Annotated in this window: 16 protein-coding genes; 6 read left to right on the forward strand and 10 right to left on the reverse strand. The window is 69.6% G+C overall.

What is annotated here, in order from left to right:
- Positions 1-8 precede the first annotated feature (8 nt).
- Together pta and H5399_RS01990 are read right to left on the reverse strand one after the other, a co-directional pair.
- Positions 9-2,066 carry a phosphate acetyltransferase gene (gene pta, locus H5399_RS01985; RefSeq protein WP_182781347.1) on the reverse strand — a complete coding sequence of 686 codons (2,058 nt, stop codon included), beginning with the start codon at positions 2,064-2,066 and terminating at the stop codon, positions 9-11.
- A 1,133-nt stretch (positions 2,067-3,199) separates the two neighbouring features.
- Positions 3,200-6,307 carry a S8 family serine peptidase gene (locus tag H5399_RS01990; RefSeq protein WP_182781348.1) on the reverse strand — a complete coding sequence of 1,036 codons (3,108 nt, stop codon included), beginning with the start codon at positions 6,305-6,307 and terminating at the stop codon, positions 3,200-3,202.
- Between the two features lie 166 nt (positions 6,308-6,473).
- Between H5399_RS01990 and H5399_RS01995 the strand changes: the two genes are divergently transcribed.
- Positions 6,474-7,541, forward strand: a complete 1,068-nt coding sequence (locus H5399_RS01995) for an LLM class flavin-dependent oxidoreductase (RefSeq protein WP_182781349.1) — start codon at positions 6,474-6,476, stop codon at positions 7,539-7,541.
- 10 nt (positions 7,542-7,551) lie between these two features.
- Here the strand turns inward: H5399_RS01995 and mnhG are convergent, their stop codons facing one another.
- From mnhG to H5399_RS02025, 6 genes are read right to left on the reverse strand one after another with little or no spacing between them, the layout of a single operon-like run.
- On the reverse strand, positions 7,552-7,926 hold the full coding sequence (mnhG, locus tag H5399_RS02000; RefSeq protein WP_182781350.1) for a monovalent cation/H(+) antiporter subunit G: 375 nt from the start codon (positions 7,924-7,926) through the stop codon (positions 7,552-7,554).
- Positions 7,923-8,243: a monovalent cation/H+ antiporter complex subunit F gene (locus H5399_RS02005; protein ID WP_182781351.1), complete on the reverse strand. Its 321-nt coding sequence runs from the start codon at positions 8,241-8,243 to the stop codon at positions 7,923-7,925. Before H5399_RS02005 ends, mnhG begins: the two co-directional genes overlap by 4 nt.
- A gap of 1 nt (position 8,244) precedes the next feature.
- Positions 8,245-8,835 (reverse strand): Na+/H+ antiporter subunit E, encoded by a 591-nt coding sequence (locus H5399_RS02010; RefSeq protein WP_182781352.1) that lies wholly within the window; start codon positions 8,833-8,835, stop codon positions 8,245-8,247.
- Positions 8,832-10,385: a Na+/H+ antiporter subunit D gene (locus H5399_RS02015; RefSeq protein ID WP_255421938.1), complete on the reverse strand. Its 1,554-nt coding sequence runs from the start codon at positions 10,383-10,385 to the stop codon at positions 8,832-8,834. Before H5399_RS02015 ends, H5399_RS02010 begins: the two co-directional genes overlap by 4 nt.
- Positions 10,382-10,810: a Na(+)/H(+) antiporter subunit C gene (locus tag H5399_RS02020; RefSeq protein ID WP_182781353.1), complete on the reverse strand. Its 429-nt coding sequence runs from the start codon at positions 10,808-10,810 to the stop codon at positions 10,382-10,384. Before H5399_RS02020 ends, H5399_RS02015 begins: the two co-directional genes overlap by 4 nt.
- A complete protein-coding gene (locus tag H5399_RS02025) occupies positions 10,807-13,827 on the reverse strand; it encodes a Na+/H+ antiporter subunit A (RefSeq protein WP_220490709.1) in 3,021 nt (1,006 codons plus the stop codon). The genes H5399_RS02020 and H5399_RS02025 overlap by 4 nt, the downstream gene beginning before the upstream one ends.
- 167 nt (positions 13,828-13,994) lie before the next feature.
- On the opposite strand from H5399_RS02025, the gene H5399_RS02030 reads away from it, so the two are divergent.
- Entirely contained in the window at positions 13,995-15,164 is a 1,170-nt protein-coding gene (locus H5399_RS02030; protein WP_182781354.1) for an ATP-binding protein, read from the forward strand.
- A 43-nt stretch (positions 15,165-15,207) separates the two neighbouring features.
- Here the strand turns inward: H5399_RS02030 and H5399_RS02035 are convergent, their stop codons facing one another.
- Together H5399_RS02035 and H5399_RS02040 are read right to left on the reverse strand one after the other, a co-directional pair.
- Positions 15,208-16,002 carry a deoxyribonuclease IV gene (locus tag H5399_RS02035; RefSeq protein ID WP_182781355.1) on the reverse strand — a complete coding sequence of 265 codons (795 nt, stop codon included), beginning with the start codon at positions 16,000-16,002 and terminating at the stop codon, positions 15,208-15,210.
- Positions 16,003-16,012: 10 nt separating this feature from the next.
- The gene (locus H5399_RS02040) at positions 16,013-17,950 is read right to left on the reverse strand and encodes an AarF/ABC1/UbiB kinase family protein (RefSeq protein ID WP_182781356.1); all 1,938 of its coding nucleotides are present in this window, start codon (positions 17,948-17,950) and stop codon (positions 16,013-16,015) included.
- Between the two features lie 149 nt (positions 17,951-18,099).
- On the opposite strand from H5399_RS02040, the gene H5399_RS02045 reads away from it, so the two are divergent.
- Genes H5399_RS02045 through H5399_RS02060 form a run of 4 tightly spaced genes read left to right on the forward strand, consistent with a single transcriptional unit; the run spans position 18,100 to position 21,393 of the window.
- Positions 18,100-19,890, forward strand: a complete 1,791-nt coding sequence (locus tag H5399_RS02045; RefSeq protein WP_182781357.1) for a long-chain fatty acid--CoA ligase — start codon at positions 18,100-18,102, stop codon at positions 19,888-19,890.
- 50 nt (positions 19,891-19,940) lie between these two features.
- Positions 19,941-20,219, forward strand: a complete 279-nt coding sequence (locus H5399_RS02050) for a hypothetical protein (RefSeq protein WP_182781358.1) — start codon at positions 19,941-19,943, stop codon at positions 20,217-20,219.
- 45 nt (positions 20,220-20,264) lie between these two features.
- Entirely contained in the window at positions 20,265-20,642 is a 378-nt protein-coding gene (locus H5399_RS02055) for a rhodanese-like domain-containing protein (RefSeq protein WP_182781359.1), read from the forward strand.
- A gap of 1 nt (position 20,643) precedes the next feature.
- Positions 20,644-21,393 (forward strand): SGNH/GDSL hydrolase family protein, encoded by a 750-nt coding sequence (locus tag H5399_RS02060; protein ID WP_182781360.1) that lies wholly within the window; start codon positions 20,644-20,646, stop codon positions 21,391-21,393.
- Positions 21,394-21,402: the final 9 nt, after the last annotated feature.

A 21,402-nucleotide genomic window follows, 5' to 3' on the forward strand; every position in this document is an offset into this window, starting at 1 on the left:
CTTCGGGTTCAGACCGCCTGGGCCTGGATGGCTGTGATGGTGATGGTGGACACGATGTCGTCGACGAGGGCGCCGCGCGACAGGTCGTTGACGGGCTTGCGCAGACCCTGGAGCATGGGGCCGATGGCCACGGCACCGGAGGTGCGCTGGACGGCCTTGTAGGTGTTGTTACCGGTGTTGAGGTCCGGGAAGATGAACACGGTGGCGCGGCCCGCGACCTCGGAGCCGGGCATCTTCTTCTTCGCCACCACCTCGTCGACGGCGGCGTCGAACTGGATGGGGCCCTCCACCTTCAGCTCGGGTGCCCGCTCCCGCACCAGGCGGGTGGCCTCGCGGACCTTGTCGACCTCCGCGCCGGAGCCCGAGTCGCCCGTCGAGTACGACAGCATGGCCACCCGCGGCTCGATGCCGAAGCTCTCCGCCGTCTTGGCCGACGAGATGGCGATGTCCGCCAGCTGCTCAGCGGTGGGATCCGGGTTGACGGCGCAGTCCGCGTAGACCAGGACGCGATCGCTCATGCACATGAGGAACGACCCGGAGACCACCGAGACCCCAGGGGTGGTCTTGATGAACTCCAGCGACGGGCGGATCGTGTTGGCCGTGGTGTTGATGGCCCCCGAGACCATGCCGTCGGCCATGCCGAAGTGCACCATCATGGTGGCGAAGTAGGACAGATCCTTCAACGTCTGACGGGCCTTCTCGATGCTCACGCCCTTGTGGGAGCGTAGTCTGGCGTACTCGCCGGAGAACTTCTCCGCCAGCTCGGGATCCTCGGGGTTGACCACGGTGGCGTCGGCGAGGTTCAGGCCCAGCTCGGAGGCGCGACGGCTGATCTTCGCCGAATCCCCCAGCAGGGTGATGTCCGCCACAGCCCGCTGCAGCACGACGGCCGCGGCCGTCAGCACCCGGTCGTCGGCCGACTCGGGCAGCACGATGCGCTGCTTGCGGGTGCGCGCCATCTGCATGATCTGGTGCTCGAACATGGTGGGCGTGCGGATCTCGGTGCGCGGCAGGTCGATGGCAGCCAGGAGCGCGGCCTCGTCGACATGCTGCGAGAACAGCGCGCGCGACACCTCGATCTTGCGCGGGGAACTCGTCGAGGTGCCCTGGACGCTCTGCAGCCGCACGGCGGTGGAGAACGTGTCGCGCTGGGTCACCGCGATGGGCAGATCGATCTCAGAGTCGGCGAAGAGCTTGGAGACCGACTCCGGCACCTCGAAGCCGCCGGTCAGGATCAGCGCCGCCAGCGGACCATAGTCCGGGGAGCGGTGCGCCATCACCAGGCCGGGAAGCAGATCCAGGCGGTCCGCGGGCATGATGACGGTGGCCTCGCGCTTGAGGCGGGGGAGCAGGTTGGGCAGCGTCATGCCCGCCACGATGTTGTGCAGGGACTCGTGGGAGCGGAACTCCGGCTTGCCCAACCACTGGACTGCGTCCACGGCGTCGAACTGGGCGCCCACCAGCGGCGCGGTGAGGACCGGATCCTCGGGAAGCACGGAGATCGCCACGTCCCGCACGGCGCGGAGGGCCGCTCGCAGCGACTCCGCGTCCGCCTCGTCGACGTGGGTGACGATGATGCCGATCACGGTGTTGTGCTTGGCCTCGTACGCCTCGATGGCCGACTCGGCCAGGCGCGCCACCTGCTCGACGGTGCGGCCCAGGGCCTTGCACACGTACAGCACAGGGGCGTTGAGGTTGGCGGCGATCACGGCGTTGTGCCCCAACTCGGACGGGGTCTCGATGTCCTCGTAGTCGGAGCCGAGCACCACCACGGCGTCGTGCGCCGCGGCGAGGGTGCTGTACTTGGCGACGATGGTGTCGATGGCGTCGCCGGTATCGGCTGCGTAGTCCTCGTAGGTGACGCCGACGGCGTCGTCGAATTTCTCCTTGACGCCCTTCTGTGAGAGGAGCGCTTCGGTGACCGGGTCCGACTCGGTGGAGTGCACGAGCGGGCGGAAGACGCCGATGGAACGCACTTGGCGGGCGAACAGGTCGATGAGGCCGAGGGCGATCGACGACTTGCTGACCTGCCGCTCCGATGAGGCAATGTAAACGCTTTTCGTCACGGGGACACCTTATCGTCCTTTCCGGGAGACCCCGGCCCGTGATTCCATCGGGGAAGGAGTTGAGCATCCGCCCGTCCTCGCTGGCTCCGTCGAGCCCCCGTGCCCCCCGCTCCCTGAGGAGATCGACGCGCGAAGCGCTCTACTCCCGCTCCCTGAGGAGATCGACGCGCGAAGCGCCGTCGATCGTCTCGAAGGGTTGTGTCGCAACGTTCCCGGTGGTCGGAGCCACCGTCTGTGCGGTGAGCCGGGAGCCGAGGCACGGGCGGCCGTTGTCCACCGTCGGGGTGTGCGCGTGACGGTGGGCTGGTGTCGGGTAGTGAGGCCGCCCGTGCCTCGTCTCCCGTCTCCCCGCATACGTCCCGCTGTTGCCCTTCCGGACCCGGGTGCGGACCGGCAGGGCGGCGTCGGGGTGGGTCCCTGCGGGCGTGTCCCGACGGGTGATCGTCGGGTTGGCACCGCTGCGCAGTGCCGCCCTGCCGTTCCCCACCCTTGCGCGTGGGGCCCCTTGCCAGTCGCTCCCTGAGGAGATCGACGCGCGAAGCGCCGTCGATCGTCTCGAAGGGTTGTGTCGCAACGTTCCCGGTGGTCGGAGCCACCGTCTGTGCGGTGAGCCGGGAGCCGAGGCACGGGCGGCCGTTGTCCACCGTCGGGGTGTGCGCGTGACGGTGGGCTGGTGTCGGGTAGTGAGGCCGCCCGTGCCTCGTCGCCCGTCTCCCCGCATACGTCCCGCTGTTGCCCTTCCGGACCCGGGTGCCGACCGGCAGGGCGGCGTCGGGGTGGGTCCCTGCGGGCGTGTCCCGTCGGGTGATCGTCGGGTTGGCACCGCTGCGCAGTGCCGCCCTGCCGTTCCCCACCCTTGCGAGAAGGTCTTGAGTGAGCGCCGCGCGCGTCGAACGGCACGATCCTCTGAGGGTCAACTCATCCGCTGGCTGAGGAGTGAGGAGCGCAGCGACGAGCCTCGAAGCCTGTGCAACGTTCCTTGTCAGCTCCCCTTTGTGAGGCTTCGAGGCCGCTGCGCGGCACCTCAGCCAACGGTGGTGGTGGGGGGCGCCGCTCCCGCGTCGAAGCGCCCCGCACCCGGTTCGAGGACCCGCGCGAGGCCCGCTCGACCAGCGATGCCCTGGGCGAAGGACCTACTTGACCCGGATAAGCGAGGCCTCCTTGCCGGCCGGGTTGTCGTACGACACCGCCATCAGGCCCAACGGCTTGAGTGCCGAGAATGCCGCCGGATCCTTCGTCACAGGGTCGCTCGCCTTGCCCCCCGCCGCGACCTCGACGTATCCGCCGTCGTTGAAGGGTTTCGCGGTCGCGTTGTACGTCGCCCTGCCCGGAAACTGGTCGAACGCGTCGCCGTTGAAGGACACGACGGTGTAGCTGAAGGCGCCCTCGATCCCCAGGTCGCCGGCGAAAACTGGCAGGAGCACCGTGCTGGAGTTGGTGGGCGATCCCGCAGCGAAGCCCGAAAAGGAGATCGCCTCAGTTTCGAGGTTGTAGATGAACACCCAGTTGTCCCCGTTGTGGTCGCCGGTGAGAATCGCCCCGGCGTCGTAGCTGAACAGCACCACGTCGTCGGCGCCGTCCCCGTCGGTGTCGATCGGGATGTCGAACTCGATGCTGGCGGCGTTGCTGTAGCGGTCGTGCGTCGAGACGGCGAACACCAGGAGGTCGTCCTCAGGGGCACCATCCAGGTCGACCCGTGGGACCCGGAACGACTGGACTCCTGCCGCCTGGAGGTCGAAACCGCCGCCGAGACGCTGGTCCTTGCGGTCCTCGAGCCCCCACGTGTACACGTCAGCGACACCGGCGGTGACGGCACCCATGTTGGACACCGCCAAGGTGGCCTGCGTCTGGGGGCCGTTGAGCGAGCCGCTCACAGTCGCCGAAACCTTGGTCGAGGGCCGCGGCACCAGGAGGGCGCCCACCCGCAGGGTGTCGGCGCTGCTGGTGAGCACCACGGTGCCGGAGACCTCGGCGAGGTTGGCCTGGGTGGCGCCGACTGAGCCGGGTACATCTGTGGCCTTCACCGCGAGGGTCACCCTCACCGTTGCGGTGCCGCCTGCCGGCACCGCGACACTCTTCCGGTTGAACGTGACCTTGGCGGGCAACGACTCGGCCGTCTTCTCGTAGCCGACGGTGTACGTGCGGGCGGAGGCACTCCGGTTGACGAGCGTGACCGTCCTGGTCGCGGTGAAGTCCCTCGCCACCTCGGCGAAGCCGAAGCTGAGCGTGGACTCCCGGAAGGCGCCCCTGCCCTTCGCCGAGTCGCCGTAGGCGAAGATCTCGGCGTTCACCAGGCCGGCCGGGTCGACGAGGCCTCCGCCGAGGGTCAGGCGGTAGCCCGCCACCTCGGCGGGATCCGCCGTCGAGACGAGTGCGGCCGAGACATCCTGACCGGACCAGTCCGGGTGGGCCTGCACACCCAGCGCCGCGACCCCCGCGACGTGCGGGGCCGCCATCGAGGTCCCCGAGAGGATGAGCGCGCCGGACCCGGTGCCTACGGCGGCCGAGGAGATGGACACGCCAGGGGCGGTGACGCTCGGCCTGAGCGCTGAGTCGCCCATCCGCGGCCCACCTGAGCTGAATGAGGCGTAGCGCTCGAATCCCGGATTGGCGAGGTCCTTCGCGGTCATGGACAGGGACTGGCCGTCGGCTCCAACCAGCAGAGGGCCGTCGCTGCTCGTCACGCCGAGGAACGGGATGGTGACGAGGAACTCCTCCGAGGGGCCACCGTTGACGTCGGGGACCTCGGTGATCGTCCCCTCGAACGGGGGAAGGGTGTCGCTGTCGTTGATCATGACGACGGCGTCGGCGCCTGCCTGTTGGCCGTACGCGGCGCGCGCCACGCGGGCGCAGTCTCCGCGGGTGGTCACCGCGATCTGGGGCGTGGACGCCGCCGCGCTGATGCCTGCGTCCGTGTAGTCGCTCACTGCGCAGCCGAGGGCCTCGTTCGCCGCCTCAGTGTCTGGATCGTCCGTCAGGACCACCACGTCATAGGGACCCACCGCGAGGTCGGCGTCGTTGGCGTTGATCGCATTGATGGTTTCGCCGCCCAGCGTGAGGTTCGCCCCAGGGAACGTCGCCGTCGAGTCGTTGGCCGCGACACTGATCACCCCGTTGCCTGCGCCCGGGGAACCGGCCAGATACGGGTTGGGGCCGGCGTTGCCCGCGGAGGCCACCACGACGATTCCCTTGGCGGCAGCGTTGCTGGCTGCCACTGAGGCCGGGTCGTCGACGGTGCCGTAATCGGATCCCAGCGACATGTTGATGACGTCCATACCCGCCTCGACCGCCCAGTCGATGGCCTCCACCGTGAGGTCCGTTGAGCCCTGGCAGCCGAACACTTTCAGCGCGTAGAGGTCCACCTCTGGCGCCACGCCCGGCCCGACCCGGAAGGTGTTCCCGAACGTTGTGGCGTCATAGGGCCCGGTGTAGGGCATGCCGTCTTCGGTCACGCCGCCGCCACCGGTGGTACCGGCCACGTGGGTGCCGTGGCCGCTGCAGTCGATGGGGTTGGCGTCGGGCTTCGGTGTCGAGTTGGCTGGGTCGCTGGCGTTGTAGGAGTCGCCGACGAAGTCCCAGCCGCCCTTGACCCGCGGAGCGGCGTCGCCGATCCAGGCTCGGTTCGTCGTGTTGGTGGCGGACGCGGCCGCAAAGGCCTCCGGGGTCCCCGGGCCGCCGAAGGTGGCGTGGGTGTAGTCGATCCCGGTGTCGATGATCGCCACCTTGACGCCCGCGCCGGTGTACCCGTTGTCCTGCCACACCTGATCGACGCCCAGGTAGGGGACGGAGGTGAGGGTGGTGGGCTCGTGCGTCTGCACCCGCTGCACCGCCTTGACCCCGGGCAGCGCCTCCAATGCAGGGAGGTCCTTGCGCGCCACCGACACCTTGATGCCGTTGTAGGCGGACTGCACCTGGGAGCGGACCTGGGCCCCAAGCTTGCTGAGGGCGGGCTTCAGCTGGTCCTGCTCAGCCTTGCGTTGGGCCTTGAGTGAGTCGCGCTCCGCCTTGGTGAGGGGCCGGGTGGAGGCGGCGTCCACGACGGCGACGGGGTCCGACGCCAGCTCGACCATGACGGTCACCTTGGCCTCGCCGTCGGCGGAGACCGGCACGAAGTCTGAGGAGATCTGGCCGCCGTCCACGCGCTCGAACCGGTCCAGTGGATCTTCCGGGGCCGCCTGTGCTGTCGCGGGGACTGCCAGGGCGAGCAGTGCGGTGAGGGCTACGGCGCCGACCCTTTTCATGCGTTCCGCCAAATCACTAGGGGAGATAGTGCTGGCCGTCACACTATGAGCGCTGTCTGGGCGAGTCAATGAACGGAAGTCGCGCGGTGGGTGAAGCGGAGGAGCATCCCGGGCGGGACAGTCCAGGACGGGCGCGGACTCGGGGGGGCGCATAGGCTCGGGACTCATGCGCCTCTCCGTCCTCGATCTTCTCCCCGTCCGCCGCGGCCAGAGCACCGGCCAGGCGCTCCGCGCAGGCAAGGCACTGGTCGACGCGGCGGATCGCCTCGGCTACACCCGCTACTGGGTAGCGGAGCACCACAACGCGACCTCTGTGGCGTCCACGTCCCCCGCCGTCGAGCTCATGTTCCTCGGGCAGGACACCTCCCGGATCCGGCTCGGCTCTGGCGGCGTGATGCTGCCCAACCACGCCCCGCTCGCGATCGCCGAGCAGTTCGCGCTGCTGGCTGCCGTCTACGGCGACAGGATCGATCTCGGCATCGGGCGCGCGCCCGGCACGGACCCCGTCACCTCAGCCGCGATCCGCGGCCACCTCGGCGGCGGGCAGTTCGTCGACGCGGCGGGCCGGCCGATGGATCCTGTGCTGGAGTTCCCACGCAACGTCACCGACATCCTCGCCCTGCTCAGCCCCCAGGGCGCCGAGATCCGCCTCCGCCACGGTCAGACCTACACGCTGCGTGCCGCGCCCACCTTGGAGGCGGCACCTCAGGTGTGGCTGCTCGGGTCCAGCGACTACTCGGCCGAACTGGCGGCCTCGCTCGGGCTTCCCTACGTGTTCGCGCACCATTTCTCCGGCCGCGGAACCCAACGCGCCCTCGACCTCTACCGCGGCGGCTTCCAGCCCGGCGGGCAGGAGCCCGGTCCGCGCACCTTCGTCAGCGTCAACGTGTGCGTGGCCGAGACCACCGACGAGGCATGGGAACTCGCCGAGCCCCATCAGTACCTCATGGCCTCACTGACCACACGCGGAGGCATGGACCCGCAGCCGCTCGTCGGCGACGAGGTGCGCGCACTGTTCACCGACGACCTCCGCGCCATCGTCGCGCCCGCCGTCGCCAGCTGGGCGGTGGGCGACGTGGCGCAGGTCCGCGACCAGCTGCAGGCCACCGCCGAGGAGTTCGGGGTGGACGAGATCATGGTGCACCCGGTCGCAGGCGCCCGCATCGGGGACCCGGCCGATGCCTGGCCGGCCAAGTTGCGCGGTCTGGAGCTCCTGGCCGAGGCGCTGCTGTGAGCTGACCCGCTCAGCGGCTGCTCTCCGGTGGGCGGGTGTATCCCGCCTTCTCGAGGTCCTCGGTGAGGTGATCAACCAGGAGCAGTTCGTCCTTGATCAGCCCGGCGCGGTAGGCACCGCGCGCCACCAGGTTCGCAGACACCGGCGCGGTCAGCAGCTGCAGCACGATCACGAGCAGGCACAGACCCATGGACCACCAGGTGCGCAGGCTGAGCGTGATGCCCACCGTGACCGAGATCAAGCCCAGGACCTGGGGCTTGGTGATGGCGTGCATCTTCCCCATCACGTCGGGGAAGCGCACCAGTGAGACAGCGGCGCCGAAGCACAGCAGCGCGCCCGCCAACACGAACAGTGACGCGATGAGGTCGAAGATCTCGTCTGTCATTGGGACCCCTTCCGGCCTCGGTTGGCGCTGTAGTGACGCCGGGTGGCCATCCGGTCGGCCACCATGCGCGCCACCGACACTGCGCTGGTGAAGCCCAGCATGGACAGCAGCACGAGGATGAGGACCTCCGTGGAGCTGTCTGACCACACCGTCCACAACCCCAGCGCGGCCACGACGACGGCCACGATCAGGTCGGCCGCCACGGAGCGGTCCAGCTGGGTGGGGCCCTCGGCGATCCGGTTGGCCCCGATGATCGCGGAGACGGTGAGCACCACGGCCGCGACACTCAGGATCACATCTGTGAGCAGCTGAACCATGTCACTCCTCCATCCGGGGGGACGCATTGACGGGGTGGGTGAGGCACGCGGCGTCGAAGGCGGCGATCTCCTCGTCGGAGCCGAAGGCGCGCACCACCCGCGACTCGACGGCCATGGCCATGTGCTGCACCCTGTCGAGGGCCGCGTCGTCGACCAGCTCGAGGGCGTGCATGTAGAGCCGACGGGGCTCTCGGACCACCTCGATCACCACCGTCCCCGGCACCAGCGACAGGATCTCGGCCACCTGAACCTGGTACAGGTCGTCGTCGGTGTGGAGGTCCACCCGCACGATCCCGGCGTGGAGGTTGACCTCCCGCTGGAAGGCAAGGCGCAGCAGGCGCACCGACGAGACGACAAGGTCGTAGAGGAGGTGCCAGGTCAGGAGGGCGAAACCGACGGGGCGGAATCTGCCCTGCCAGAAGATGGGGGGGAGCGGGAACATCACGCCGATGATCCAGCCCAGCGCGATGCCTGAGATCAGCACCAGCGGGGACGCGCTTCCCCATGCGAGGACCCAGACGCCGGCCATGCCGAACACCGACAGCGGCCGGAACCGGACCCGCTGACGCCACGGGGTGGTGGATCTCATCATCGCAACCCCTCCGGGAGGACGGCGACGAGGTACGACCCGTCGCGCAGTGTCGCGGCGGCGGCATGCGTGTACTCGTACAGCGGGCCGGCGAAGGCTGTCAGCGCCAGGCCGAACGCCACCAGCGCCAAGGTGGCGCCCACCTGGAGTGGCGGCATGGGCCGGGTGTCGTCGTCGATGAGCTCGTCCAGGTCCTCGTTGAGCCGCTCCGACTCGGCGCGGCGATGCTCGGCCGGGGTGACGCCCCAGAACGCCCGGTTCCACACCTTGGCCATGGCGATGAGCGTGAGGAGGCTGGTCACCACGCCGCCGACCATCACCGCCCAGGCCAGTGCGCCGCCGTGGGCGGCTCCCGCCTGGAGCAGGCCGAGCTTGCCGACGAACCCGGAGAAGGGCGGGATCCCGGCCAGGTTCATGGCCGGCAGGAAGAACAGGACCGCCAGCAGGGGAGCGACCTTCATGAGCCCACCCAGGCCTTCCAGCGACGACGTGCCGCCGCGACGCTCGATGAGCCCGGTGACCAGGAACAAGGTGGCCTGGATGGTGATGTGGTGGGCTGTGTAGAAGATGGTGGCCGCCATCCCCGCGTCGCTGCCCAGCGAGATGCCGAAGATCATGAAGCCGATGTGGCTGACGAGGGTGAAGGAGAGCATGCGCTTGATCTCCACCTGCGCGATGGCGCCCAGGATGCCGACCACCATCGTCAGCAGCGACGCCACCATGAGGACGTCGTTGACGGGCGAGGACGGGAACAGCAGCGTCTCGGTGCGGATGATGGCGTAGACGCCCACCTTGGTGAGCAGGCCCGCGAACACGGCGGTGACTGGCGCGGGCGCCGTCGGGTAGGAGTCCGGCAGCCAGGACCCCAGCGGGAACATCGCCGCCTTGACGGCGAAGGTGACGATCAGCAGCACCTCGAGCAGCAGTTGGACCGGCTCGCTGAGATCCCGCAGACGCACCGCGAGGTGGGCGAGGTTGACGGTGCCCGTGGCGGCGTAGACCGCCGAGATGGAGATGAGGAACAGAGACGAGCTGAGCAGCGAGACGATCACATACGTGGTGCCGGCGCGGATGCGGTCCCCCGTGCCGCCCAGCGTGAGCAGCACGTAGGAGGCGAACAGCAGGATCTCGAATCCCACGAACAGATTGAACAGATCCCCGGCCAGGAACGCGTTCGACACACCCGCCATCAGCAGCAGGAAAGTGGGGTGGAAGATCGACACGGGGGTTTCGCGCCTCACCTCGTCGCTGTCCTGGCCGGTGGCGAAGAGGAGGACGCACAGGGCCACCACCGATGCCACGAACAGCATCAGGGAGCTCAGCCGGTCCGCCACCAACGCGATGCCGAGCGGCTCGGGCCAGTTCGCCAGCCACAACGCGATCGGCCCCACCTGATGCGTGTGCCACATCAGCACCGCGGCCACGGCCACGATGCCGGAGAGGCTGAGCACCGAGACGACGCGCTGAGTGGCGGGGCGCCGCGGTAGCGCCAGGGCGACGGCGGCTCCGAAGATCGCGAGCAGCACCGGCACTGGGAGCAGGTTCTCCATCATTCGCTCACCACGTCCTCGCCGGTGTCGGAGAAGGTGGTGTCCTCGTAGGACTCGGAGGCCACATCCGCCTCGGCGAGCCGCCGGATGCGGGCGTCCTCGACGTCGTCGGCCACCTCGTCATGCCCGTGCAGCTGGAAGCTGCGGTAGGCGACGGTGAGCACGAACGCCGCGACCGCCATGGTGATGACGATGGCCGTGAGGACCATCGCCTGCGGCAGCGGGTCGGACGTCTGGTCCGGGTCCGCCAGCCCGACGATGGGCGCAGCACCGGGCCGCCCGGCCGCGACGATGAACAGCAGGTTCACGCCGTTGCTGGCCAGCAGGACGCCGAGCAGGATCCTGGTCAGGGAGCGCTCGAGCAGCAGGTAGACGCCGGAGGCCACCAGGATGCCCGCGGTGACGGCCAGGACGAGGTTGGCTGTCATCTCAGCTCCTCCCCGCGGCGGGTGCGCCGGGTGTGGCGCGGGGAGTCGTCGTGCGCGTCCGGTCGGCCGCGGTCCTCGGCGGTTCCGCCGTGCCGCGCCGGGAGCGCGATGGTGGAGTCCGGCAGCGGCATGGGGGCCAGCTGGTCGCTGGCGTGCTGGTCGATTCCCGAGCCGAGGCTGCGGACCACGTCGAGCAGCATGCCCACCACGACGAGGTAGACGCCCAGGTCGAAGATCGTCGACGACACGAGGTGCACCTCACCGAAGAGGGGCAGCGCGCCCCACGGCGTGGAGAGCACGTCCGGTCCCGGCACGTTCCAGTAGTACTCGTAGCTCTCCAGCACCTTGCCGCCGAAGAACACGGGGACGACGGCGGTTCCCAGCAGCAGGAACAGGCCCCCGCCCAGCAGCCGCCCGGCATCGAACGGCGCGGCCTCGTCGAGCTCGTGGCGTCCCGCCGCCAGGTAGCGGATGATGAGGGCCATACCCGCCACCATCCCTCCGGCGAAGCCGCCGCCGGGGGAGTTGTGGCCGGCCAGCAGGAGATAGATGGAGAGGATGATCATCACGCCGAACAGCAGCCGGGTGATCACCTCGAACACCAGCGACCGGACCAGCGGGGACAGCGTCTGGCCCGCCCGCAGCCACACCCCCGGAGCGGTGTCCGACATGGGGGCGTCCTCGCGGTCCTCGAAGACCTCGTCGGTGCGCGTGACCGACCCCACGCGGGAGCGGAGGAAGATCAGCGAGGCGACCCCGGTGGCCGCGATGACCAGCACCGCGATCTCTCCCAGGGTGTCCCAGGCGCGCGTGTCGACCAGGGCGACGTTGACGATATTCTTGCCGTAGCCGATCTCGTAGGCGGCCTCGTACCAGGCGTCGGACACCGGATCGGCCACCCGGGCGCCGGCCGCCACGATCGCCACCAGGGTCACCGTGGTCCCCACCGCGGCGGCCACCAGCACCCGCCACCACCGGGTGGAGCTGAGGGGCCGGTTGGTGAAGTAGCGGGGCAGTTTGCGCACCACCAGCACGAACACCACCAGCGTGACGGTTTCGACGAGGACCTGCGTGAGGGCCAGATCGGGGGCGCCTGCCATGGCGAACATCAGCGCCAACCCGTAGCCCGTGACGCCGACCAGGAGGACGCCGCGGATCCGGCCCCGCGATCCTGCGGCCAGGACGGCGGCGGTGATCATGACGGCCGCCACCAGCAGTTGTGCCCAGTGGTCGAAGACCCGGATCTCGGGCCAGAGGCGGACCCGGAGCAGCGCGTAGCTGGCCAGGGTCACCAGGGTGACGAGGATGGTGCCCAGGTAGATCGACAGCGATCCGCGCTGGGAGCGGGCCGTGACCTCGACCGACACCCGGTCCAGGTTGTGCATGGAGCGGTGGTAGAACTCCTCGGCCGTGGTGACCTGCGGGAACGTGGCCTGGATGCGGGCGATGCGCTCACGGAACACGAAGAGGGCAACACCGGCCACCAACGCGACGATCGACATGATCAGGGGCGGGGTGAAGCCGTGCCACAGCGCGAAGCCGTGGCTGGCCTTGCCGGTGGCGACGGTGCGGGCGTAGGGGTCAAGCAGATCAGTCAGCTGGGGGCCGAGGAACCCGCCGATCAGGGACAGCAGGCCCAGGAACATCGGCACGGCGGCGATCCCGACGGCGGGCCGGTGCCAGGACAGCTCCGGGGCGCCGTCCTTGGACGCGAACGCCCCCCACCACCAGCGCAGCGAGTACGCGGCGGTGAGCGCGGAGCCGAAGACGAGGGCGGCGGCCAGCGCGGCGGCGGCCAGTGGGGTCACCGCCTCGACGTCTCCGGAGACGAGGTACTCGATGGACTCGAAGGCGGCCTCCTTGGCGACGAAACCCACCAGCGGTGGCACCCCCGCCATGGACAGCACGGCCAGCCCGCCGAGGGCGGCCAGCCACGGCACGCGGTAGCCGACGCCGTTGAGCTCGCGCAGGTCCCGGGTGCCGGCGGAGTGGTCGATAATGCCCACGCACATGAAGAGGGTGGACTTGAAGAGGGCGTGCGCGATGACCATCCCGAGCCCGGCGAGGGCGGCCGCCTCGGTGCCGAGCCCCACCAGCAGCACCAGGAATCCGAGTTGGCTCACGGTGCCGTAGGCGAGGAGGAGCTTGAGGTCCGTCTGGCGGAGGGCGCGCCAGCCGCCCAGGATCATGGTGATGATGCCCAGCAGCATGATGGTGGGCCGCCACCACGGGACCGACGCGAAGGCGGGGGCGAGGGCGGCCACCAGGTAGACGCCGGCCTTCACCATGGCGGCGGCGTGCAGGTAGGCCGAGATGGGCGTCGGCGCGGCCATAGCGCCGGGCAGCCAGAAGTGGAACGGGACGAGGGCGGACTTGCTGAGCGCGCCCACCAGCATCAGCAGCGCGCCGACGGTGGCCAGCGTGCCCGTCGGCGGCTCCGCCAGGATCTCCTGCATGGACAGCGTGCCGGAGGTCTGCCACAGCGCGACGATGCCCACGAGCATGGCCAGTCCGCCGGTGGTGGTGACGATCAGCGCGGTCTGCGCGGCGCCGCGGTTGGCCCGACGGGTGGGGTCGTGCGCGATGAGCAGGTAGGAGAAGATCGTGGTCAACTCCCAGAAGATGTAGAGCACCACCAGGTTGTCCGCGGTGACCAGCCCCAGCATCGTGCCGGCGAAGATCGTCAGGATGGCCGCGGACCGGGCCACCGTCATGCCGTCGAAGTACCACCGGCTGTAGAGAAGGACCAGGGCGCCGATCCAGGTCACGATCATGGCGAGCACCCACTGGAGCAGCCCGATCCGGAGCGTGAGGTCCACGCCCAGCAGCGGGATCCACTGATAGCTCTCGAGGTATTCCCCGCCGGCGACGACGGTGGGGGCGAGGCTGGTGAGCCACACGGCCGCGGCAAGGGGGCCCAGCATCAGCACGAAGAAGGAGCGGGCCCCGAACCAGCGGACGAAGAGTGGTGCGAGCGCGCCGAGCACCGCGTGGGCGGCGATCAGTGCGAGAAGCACGCCAGAACTCCCGTCTCCTTGGGTTCGTGGTGGCGGGGTCAGTCTATCGGGCGCACAAGGCCTCCGGTGATGCCGGAACATCGACATCGGCGAGGTTTATAGCCATCTGTGGGCCTGTATAAGTTCTTGATACATTGGGACATCAATCGATACACAGGGAGGTCGTCGTGGATCCAGTGTCGAATCCGTACTCGCCCGGGGCGGGACGCCTTCCAGCGGCGCTGGTCGGACGCGGGACGCAGCTGGAGGCCTGGGACGTCGCGCTCAGAAGAATCACTATCGGGAGGGACGCCCAGTCGGTTGTCCTCTATGGCCTCCGCGGGGTGGGCAAGACGGTGCTGCTCACCCAGTTCGCTCGAATGGCCGCCGAACGGGGCTGGATCGTGGCCCAGATCGAGGCGAAATCCGGGAGGTCTGTGCGTGACATGGTGGGCGAGGCCCTCCATGACAATCTCGTGGACCTGGCGAAGCCCGGTGTGGGCGCCAGGGTGTTGAAGGCATTGAAGACCGCCCTGAGTTTCAAAGCCTCGTACGACCTCACGGGCACGTGGAACTTCGGGGTCAACCTCAACGACAGCCCGGGCGGAGGCGCGGACACCGGGACGTTCGAGTCCGATCTGGGGAAGCTACTTCGGGACCTCGGTGGCGCTGCGGAGGAACAGGGGGTTGGTGTGGCGGTTCTCGTCGATGAGGCCCAGGACCTACCCGACGAGGAACTGATCGCGTTGTGTTCCATCGTCCACGCAGCCAACCAGCGGCAGGACCGCCTCGTTCTCGCACTCGCCGGGTTGCCGAGTCTCCCACGCAAGCTCGCGGAGGCGAAATCCTACGCCGAGCGACTCTTCAACTACCGAACAGTCGATGCGCTCGCCGATGACGACGCCGCTGCCGCACTGGTGACTCCCGCCGAAGCAGAGGGTGTGGGGTGGGAGGAGGCAGCCATGAACCACATTGTGATGGCGGCGAGCGGCTACCCGTACTTCCTTCAGCAGTTCGGTCAGGACACGTGGAACGCGACGGAGCTGCCTCCGATCACCCTGCCAGACGCGAAGTTAGGGGTGGCGATCGGCCAACTCGCGCTCGACACGGGCTTCTTTCGGATCCGCTGGGATCGGGCCACCAGTGCAGAGAAGGAGTATCTGAAGGCCATGGCGGTGGATGGTGATGGTGGGAGCAGCTCCGGTGAGGTTGCCGCTCGCCTGCGGAAGAAGACCACCGCCCTCGGCCCCGTGCGGGCCAACCTCATCAACAAGGGTCTGATCTATTCGCCGGATCACGGGGTGGTGGCTTACACGGTCCCCGCCATGGCCGAGTTCGTGAAACGGCAGGCCCGGTAGCCCAACCCTGCGGCCGGACGCCGTAGCGGGAGCCGCCCTGATCTCAGAGGCGTCCGCGCAGCCAGGCGAGGTCCAGAGCTCGTTCGGGGACCCCGCCCGGGGTCTCAAGGAGGGTGACGGTGTCCGCCTCCCGCACGAGGGCGGCCAAGGCGTCGCCGTCGATCAGGCCCTGCCCCAGGTTGGCGTGCCGGTCCGCGCCGCTGCCGGCCTCGTCGCGCGAGTCGTTGCAGTGCAACACGTCCACCCGGCCGGTGATCGCGGTGATCCTCCCGAGGAGCCCGTCGAGCTCCAGACCCGCGGCGTGCGCATGGCAGGTGTCGAGGCAGAAGCCCACCCGGTCCGCGTTCGGCGAGCCCGAGAGAGCGTCCCACAACCGATCGATGGCCTCCAGGTGCCTGGCCATCGCGTTGCCGCCGCCGGCGGTGTTCTCGATGAAGATCGGCACCTCCAGCTCCAGCGCGTCCACGCACTTGCGCCAGTTAACGAATCCGACCGAGGGGTCCTCGTCGGCGGTGACGTGGCCGCCGTGGACCACCACGCCGAGGGCGCCGACGGCGGCGGCCTCCGTGACCGTCTGCTGCAGCAGCTTGCGCGAGGGGATGCGGATCCGGTTGTTGGTGGAGGCCACATTGAGGGCGTAGGGGGCGTGCACGACAATGCCGACGCCGGCGGCCTCCGCCGCGGCCCTCAGTGCGGCGGCCCCGCCGTCGACCAGGGTGGCCGGCTTCCTCCAGCTCTGCGGGTCGCCCAGGAAGATCTGAACCACGTCCAGGCCGAGCGCGGCGGCCTCGGCCAGCGGATCCGTGGAGTCGACGTGGGCGCCAAGTCGCAGAGTCATGCGCCCAACCCTATCCGCGGGGCTGGAAGAAGATGGTGGCCAGCACCCGGGCGCCCAGGGTGAAGGCGAGGAACAGGCAGGTCACCCCGAGGAACACCCAGAGCGGCACCGTCGGCAGCATCAACGGCCCGCCGTCGCGGGTGAGGAGGAAGAGGCCGCCGAGGCCGAGGACGCTGGCGATCAGGGTGAGGTTGAGCTGTTGACCGATCCCCGCCAGGAACCGCCGTTCGTCCGGGTCGGCGAAGCCGCGCACGTTCACCGCCAGCGTGCCGTCCTCCAGGTGTTCGGCGATGCGGGACATCCTCCTCGGCATGCGAGCCAGCAAGGGGAGCAGCGCAGCCAGCTGGTGCGAGGCCTGCTCGCGCATCTTCTCAGGGCTCGCCAACTCGTGGGCGAGTTCGGCGCCCTTGGCGCGGGCCACGGAGACCAGGTCGATCCGGGGATCGAGGAGCCGGAGGGTGCCGTCCAGGGTGCCGAGGGTGCGGAACACCGCGGCCAGCTGCGGCGGGACCCGGAATCCGTGCCGCACCACCAGGTCCAGCAGCTCGGCGAACATCGCCGCCGCCCCGCCCGGAGCCGAGTCGCCGCTGAAACGCATGACGAGCCCCCCGATGTCGCGCTCGAGCGCGCGATCGTCGAGCCCCGGCGGGCGATCCATGAGATCGAGGACCGCGTCCGTCGCCACGAGGGAGTCCTGCCGCTCCACGGCGTACATCAACATCGCGAGCGCGGACCTTGCAGGGCGGTCGAGGCGTCCCACGGAACCGAAGTCGAGCAGGGCCAGCTCGCCGTCGTCGGTGAGGACCACATTCCCAGGGTGGAGGTCGGCGTGGAACACGCCGGTGACGAAGACCTGGTGCACGATGCCGGCGACAAGCTCCTCCGCGAGCGCACGGCGCCGCTCGCTGGGCAACGAAGCAAGCGCGTCCCCAGCCGTGGACAGCGGATCGCCGGAGACCCTCTCCATCACGATGACGCGTTCGGACGACAGCTCGTCGAAGGCCTGCGGGACGATCAGGGTGCCGGAGGCGGCCACGCCGCGCATGTTGGCCACCTCCACCCGGTAGTCCAGTTCTTCGTGCAGCGAGGCCGCGAAGCCTTCCGCCAGCCCCACGGCGCCGATCTGTCGCGCCCACACGGTCCGACGCTCCAGGCCATGGGCGAGCCGGAGCAGGATGTCCAGGTCCGCGGTCACCTGGCGTCGGGCACGAGGGCGTTGGACCTTGACCACCACGTCGGTCCCGTCGGCCAGGCGCGCCGCGTGGATCTGGGCCACCGACGCTGCTGCGATCGGCGTCTCCTCCACGGCGTCGAACACCTCGGACAGGGGGCGGCCCAGGCCGGCCTCCAACACCGGGCGGATGTCCGCCCACGGCTCGGCGTCCACCTGCGAGTGCAGTGTCGACAGCTCCCGGACGAAGGTGGGCGGCAGCAGGTCGGCCCGCGTGGCGAGCATCTGGCCGAACTTGACGAACGTGACCCCGGCGTCGGTGAGCGCCTGACGAAGCGAACGCGCCACGCGTGGCGAGCCGACGTCGGCCTTGGGCACGGGCCCGAGGTAGGCGGTCAGTCCGCGACGCAGCAGGATCCACCAGATCACCACATAGCGGCGTAGCCGACGGAGGGCGCCGGGAATACCCGTGATGACGGACGACAGGCTGGGGACGCGGCTCGTGGGGAGGATCACCTCGAGGACGGTGAGCACGATCATCTGGCCGGTGATGACGGATCCGGCCGCGACCACGGCGATGAGGAGCAGCGGCAGCGGGGGACTGTCCGCCGTGACGGCCAGGGAAGTGAGAAGATCGTCGCCGGTCTCCCAGGCCGTCGCGTTGGCCAGCGCGGCGATGATGAGCACGCGGCCCCACCCGACGGGCACGCCGAGCAGCCTCCGAGTGAGGTAGATGAGCACCAGGATGTTGATGAGGGCTCCGATGAAGACGTCCATGCCGTTCTCCTCCGCGTGTTGTCCCAGTCTCCCAGAGGACCTCGGTCGCGGCGGGCGCACTTCGAGGTCGTGCCGGATCCCGTCAAGCGCCCTCAAGGCCGCAGACCGCGTCGGTAGCCTGTGCTCAACAGGCCGTCAAGGGAGTCACCATGCCGCAGATCAACCACGTCGTCACGCGTCTTCGGGCGGTCGTCGCGCTGCACGGGTCGCGCACCGCCACCCGCATCCGCGAGGGGGACCGCTGGGTCACGCAGACGTACACCCAGTTCCAGGACAAGGTCAACCGCGTCGCGCAGGGGCTGCTCAACCTCGGCGTCGAGCCCGGCGGCCGTGTCGGGATCTTCCTCGCCAACCGGCCGGAATGGTCGGAGATCGACTTCGGGGCGGCCACCGCCCGCGCCGTCCCGGTGCCGTTGTACGCCACCTCCACTCCTGAGCAGATCAGCCACATCGCCGCCGATTCGGGACTCACGGTGATGTTCGTCGGCAATCAGAGCGAGTGTGAGCGCGTCCTGTCGGTGGCCGACGAGCTGCCGGACCTGGCCCACGTCGTGATCCTCAAGCCCTACCCGGGGATGCCGGAGAACGTGACGAGCTACGCGGACTTCCTGGCCGAGCCGGACCACGGCGCCGTCGAGGCCCGCTTCGCCGGAGCCAGCGGCGACGACCTCGCCTCGATCATCTACACCTCGGGGACCACCGGCAACCCCAAGGGCGTGATGCTGCAGCACAGCGCCTTCGTGACGCAGAGCGACGCGCTGGACAGCTTCTTCAACATCCAGCCCGAGGACCACTCCTTGAGCTTCCTCCCGCTCTCGCACGCGCTGGAGCGGGCGTGGACCTACGTGGTGCTGCTGCACGGGTCCATGAACACCTATGTGGAGAACGCGCGGACCGTGGCCGAGCAGATGGTGCTGGCGCAGCCCACCATGATGGTCAGCGTGCCGAAGCTGTTCGAGACGGTGTACGCCACTGCCCACGCGAAGGTCGAGTCGTCCGCGGCCAAGCGGCAGATCTTCGCCTGGGCGCTCAAGGTGGGCCGCCACAACCAGTACGCCTACCGCTCCGGCAGGCGCCCCAGCGCCCTGCTGCGCACCCAGCTGGCGCTGGCGGACAAGCTGGTGCTGGGCAACGTCCGCGCGGCTCTCGGCGGGCCCAAGACCGTCCTGGCCTGCGGCGGGGCGCCGTTGCGCCCGGAGATCGAGGAGTTCTTCTCCTCGGTGGGACTCCCCATCCAGCAGGGCTACGGGCTGACGGAGACCTCGCCGCTGATCTCGTTCAACGCGCCGGACGACTTCAAGGCCGGCACCGTCGGCAAGGTGCTCCCTGGCGGCGAGCTGCGGATCGGGGACCTCGGCGAGATCCTCTACAAGGGCCCCAACGTGATGCTCGGCTACTGGAACGCCCCTGAGGCCACGGCCGAGGTGCTCATCGACGGGTGGCTGCACACCGGCGACGTCGGCTATGTGGACACCGAGGGGTTCCTCACCATCACGGATCGGCTGAAGGACATCATCGTCACCCTCGGCGGGAAGAATGTGGCCCCCCAGCCCATCGAGGGCCTCATCCTGTCGGACCCCCTCTTCGAGCACGCCGTGCTCCTCGGCGACAACCGCCCCTTCGTCACGCTGTTGGTGAAGCCGTCGCTGCCGCACGTGGAAGCCCTGGCCAAGACGCGCGCGTGGCCCGGCGAGGTGCACGACTGGCTCGCCAGCAACGAACTGCTCGAGGAGCTCAAGAAGCGGGTCGACGAGATGACGGCGAAGCTGCCCAGCCAGGAGCGGCCGAAGGACACGCAGGTACTCAACGAGGAGTTCACCATGGACAACGGCCTCCTCACGCCCACCCTGAAGGTGCGCCGCCGCGCGGTCGAGGCCCGGTTCAAGGCGCTCGTCGACGAGATGTACGCCCGGATGGAGGCCCGGCGCGCGCAGCCGTGACGAGGACGCACCGTCGCCCCTGGTGGGCCACCTGGCCGGGGGCGTTGACCATGGCGGCCGCTTCGCTGGCGATGGCGGCCTGGGGCATCGTCGCGCTGCTCGGCACGGCGCTGCTCCCTGACGACGGGGGAGTTGGCGTGGACTTCGAGGTCGCGGGGCCCGGGATGTTCACCCGTGGGGTGGCGCTGACTGTGGGTGTCGCGGCGTTGGCGCTGCCGGTGCTGACCGGCCGCTGGGCCCGGAAGCTGTGGGCCGGCTACCTGCTGCTCGGGCTGGGGCTCAGCGCGCTCGTGGGCGCGGTCGGGCTGGTGATCCTCGGCATTCTGTGAGGCGGCTGACTTGGCTGCCCGACGCCGAGGGAGCACCATATGCCCATGGGATTGCTTGACTTCCTCGGGAAGCGTTCGCCCGGCCTCTCCGTCGAGGAGACGCTGATGGCGCTCAGTAAGGGCGCGGTGCTCATCGACGTGCGCACCCAGGTGGAGTACGAGGCAGGCCACGCGCCGGGCGCGCGTCCGGTGGACCCGAAGGCCCTGCACGAGAACCCCCTGGACGCCATCCACGGCGACGACCCGCTCGCGGAGCGCGACGGTGCGGTGATCGTCATCTGCGACAACGGCCTGCGGTCCTCGATCGCGGCGGCCGAGCTGCGGTCCAAGGGGCTGCTGGCGGAGTCGGTCGCGGGCGGGCTCCGCGCCTGGGCGAAGGACGGCAACCCGGTGCTGCCCGGCCCCTACCGCCGACGGCGCTGAGGTGCGTCCCGTCTGGGCGGCGCCCTTCGTCGGCGGCGTGCTGGCCGGAGCGACGGCGTCCGCGCTGGCCACCCGTTGGCTCGAGGGGCGCCGCACCATCGACCGCCATGTCGAGGACTACCGCGCCCACTGGGGGCAGCGTCCCGAGGGGGCCGAGGGGTTGCGCTACGTGGCGCTGGGGGACTCGGCCGCCCAGGGCGTGGGCGCCACGGCCGTGACCCGCGGGTACGTGCCGAGGATCGCCGAGCGGCTGCGCACCGCCAGCGGCCGCGACGTTCTGGTCACCAACCTGTCGGTCTCGGGCGCCACCAGCGACGACGTGGTGCGCGACCAGCTTCCGCAGTTCGCCCAGCTGGGTTTCGTGCCGGACCTGGTGACCCTGGACATCGGCGGCAACGACGTCATCTACCCCGGGCACAACGCCGCCACGTTCGAACGCAGCCTGGAACAGATCCTCGCGGCGCTGCCCGCGGGGAGCTTCGTCGCCGACGTTCCGTGGTTCATGGTGCCGGTGCTCGGGGGGCAGTCCCAGCGGATGTCGGTCCTGGCCGCGGCGCTGGTGGAGCGGCACGGGCATCACCTGGTGCCGCTGCATCGGGTGTCGCGGCAGACCGGCATGCTCGGCTATCACCGGCACACCGCCGGCGACTTCTTCCATCCCAACGACCGCGGTTACGAGGGGTGGGCGGAGGCGTTCTGGGGGACGATCGTGGCCAGCGGGCGCTTGGAGCAGTTGCGCGTCGCTGATTGATCCGGTCCG

It is taken from the genome of Tessaracoccus sp. MC1627, assembly GCF_014164725.1.
In the GTDB taxonomy this organism is placed as follows: domain Bacteria; phylum Actinomycetota; class Actinomycetes; order Propionibacteriales; family Propionibacteriaceae; genus Arachnia.

What these genes read in the sequence shown, in the direction of transcription:
- H5399_RS02050 (WP_182781358.1), top strand. Translation starts at nt 19,941, where the DNA reads ATGGCGGCCGCTTCGCTGGCGATGGCGGCCTGGGGCATCGTCGCGCTG.
- H5399_RS01995 (WP_182781349.1), top strand. Translation starts at nt 6,474, where the DNA reads ATGCGCCTCTCCGTCCTCGATCTTCTCCCCGTCCGCCGCGGCCAGAGC.
- mnhG (WP_182781350.1), bottom strand. Translation starts at nt 7,926, where the DNA reads ATGACAGACGAGATCTTCGACCTCATCGCGTCACTGTTCGTGTTGGCG.
- H5399_RS02015 (WP_255421938.1), bottom strand. Translation starts at nt 10,385, where the DNA reads ATGATGGAGAACCTGCTCCCAGTGCCGGTGCTGCTCGCGATCTTCGGA.
- H5399_RS02020 (WP_182781353.1), bottom strand. Translation starts at nt 10,810, where the DNA reads ATGACAGCCAACCTCGTCCTGGCCGTCACCGCGGGCATCCTGGTGGCC.
- H5399_RS02010 (WP_182781352.1), bottom strand. Translation starts at nt 8,835, where the DNA reads ATGATGAGATCCACCACCCCGTGGCGTCAGCGGGTCCGGTTCCGGCCG.
- H5399_RS02045 (WP_182781357.1), top strand. Translation starts at nt 18,100, where the DNA reads ATGCCGCAGATCAACCACGTCGTCACGCGTCTTCGGGCGGTCGTCGCG.
- H5399_RS01990 (WP_182781348.1), bottom strand. Translation starts at nt 6,307, where the DNA reads ATGAAAAGGGTCGGCGCCGTAGCCCTCACCGCACTGCTCGCCCTGGCA.
- H5399_RS02055 (WP_182781359.1), top strand. Translation starts at nt 20,265, where the DNA reads ATGGGATTGCTTGACTTCCTCGGGAAGCGTTCGCCCGGCCTCTCCGTC.
- H5399_RS02035 (WP_182781355.1), bottom strand. Translation starts at nt 16,002, where the DNA reads ATGACTCTGCGACTTGGCGCCCACGTCGACTCCACGGATCCGCTGGCC.
- H5399_RS02040 (WP_182781356.1), bottom strand. Translation starts at nt 17,950, where the DNA reads ATGGACGTCTTCATCGGAGCCCTCATCAACATCCTGGTGCTCATCTAC.
- H5399_RS02005 (WP_182781351.1), bottom strand. Translation starts at nt 8,243, where the DNA reads ATGGTTCAGCTGCTCACAGATGTGATCCTGAGTGTCGCGGCCGTGGTG.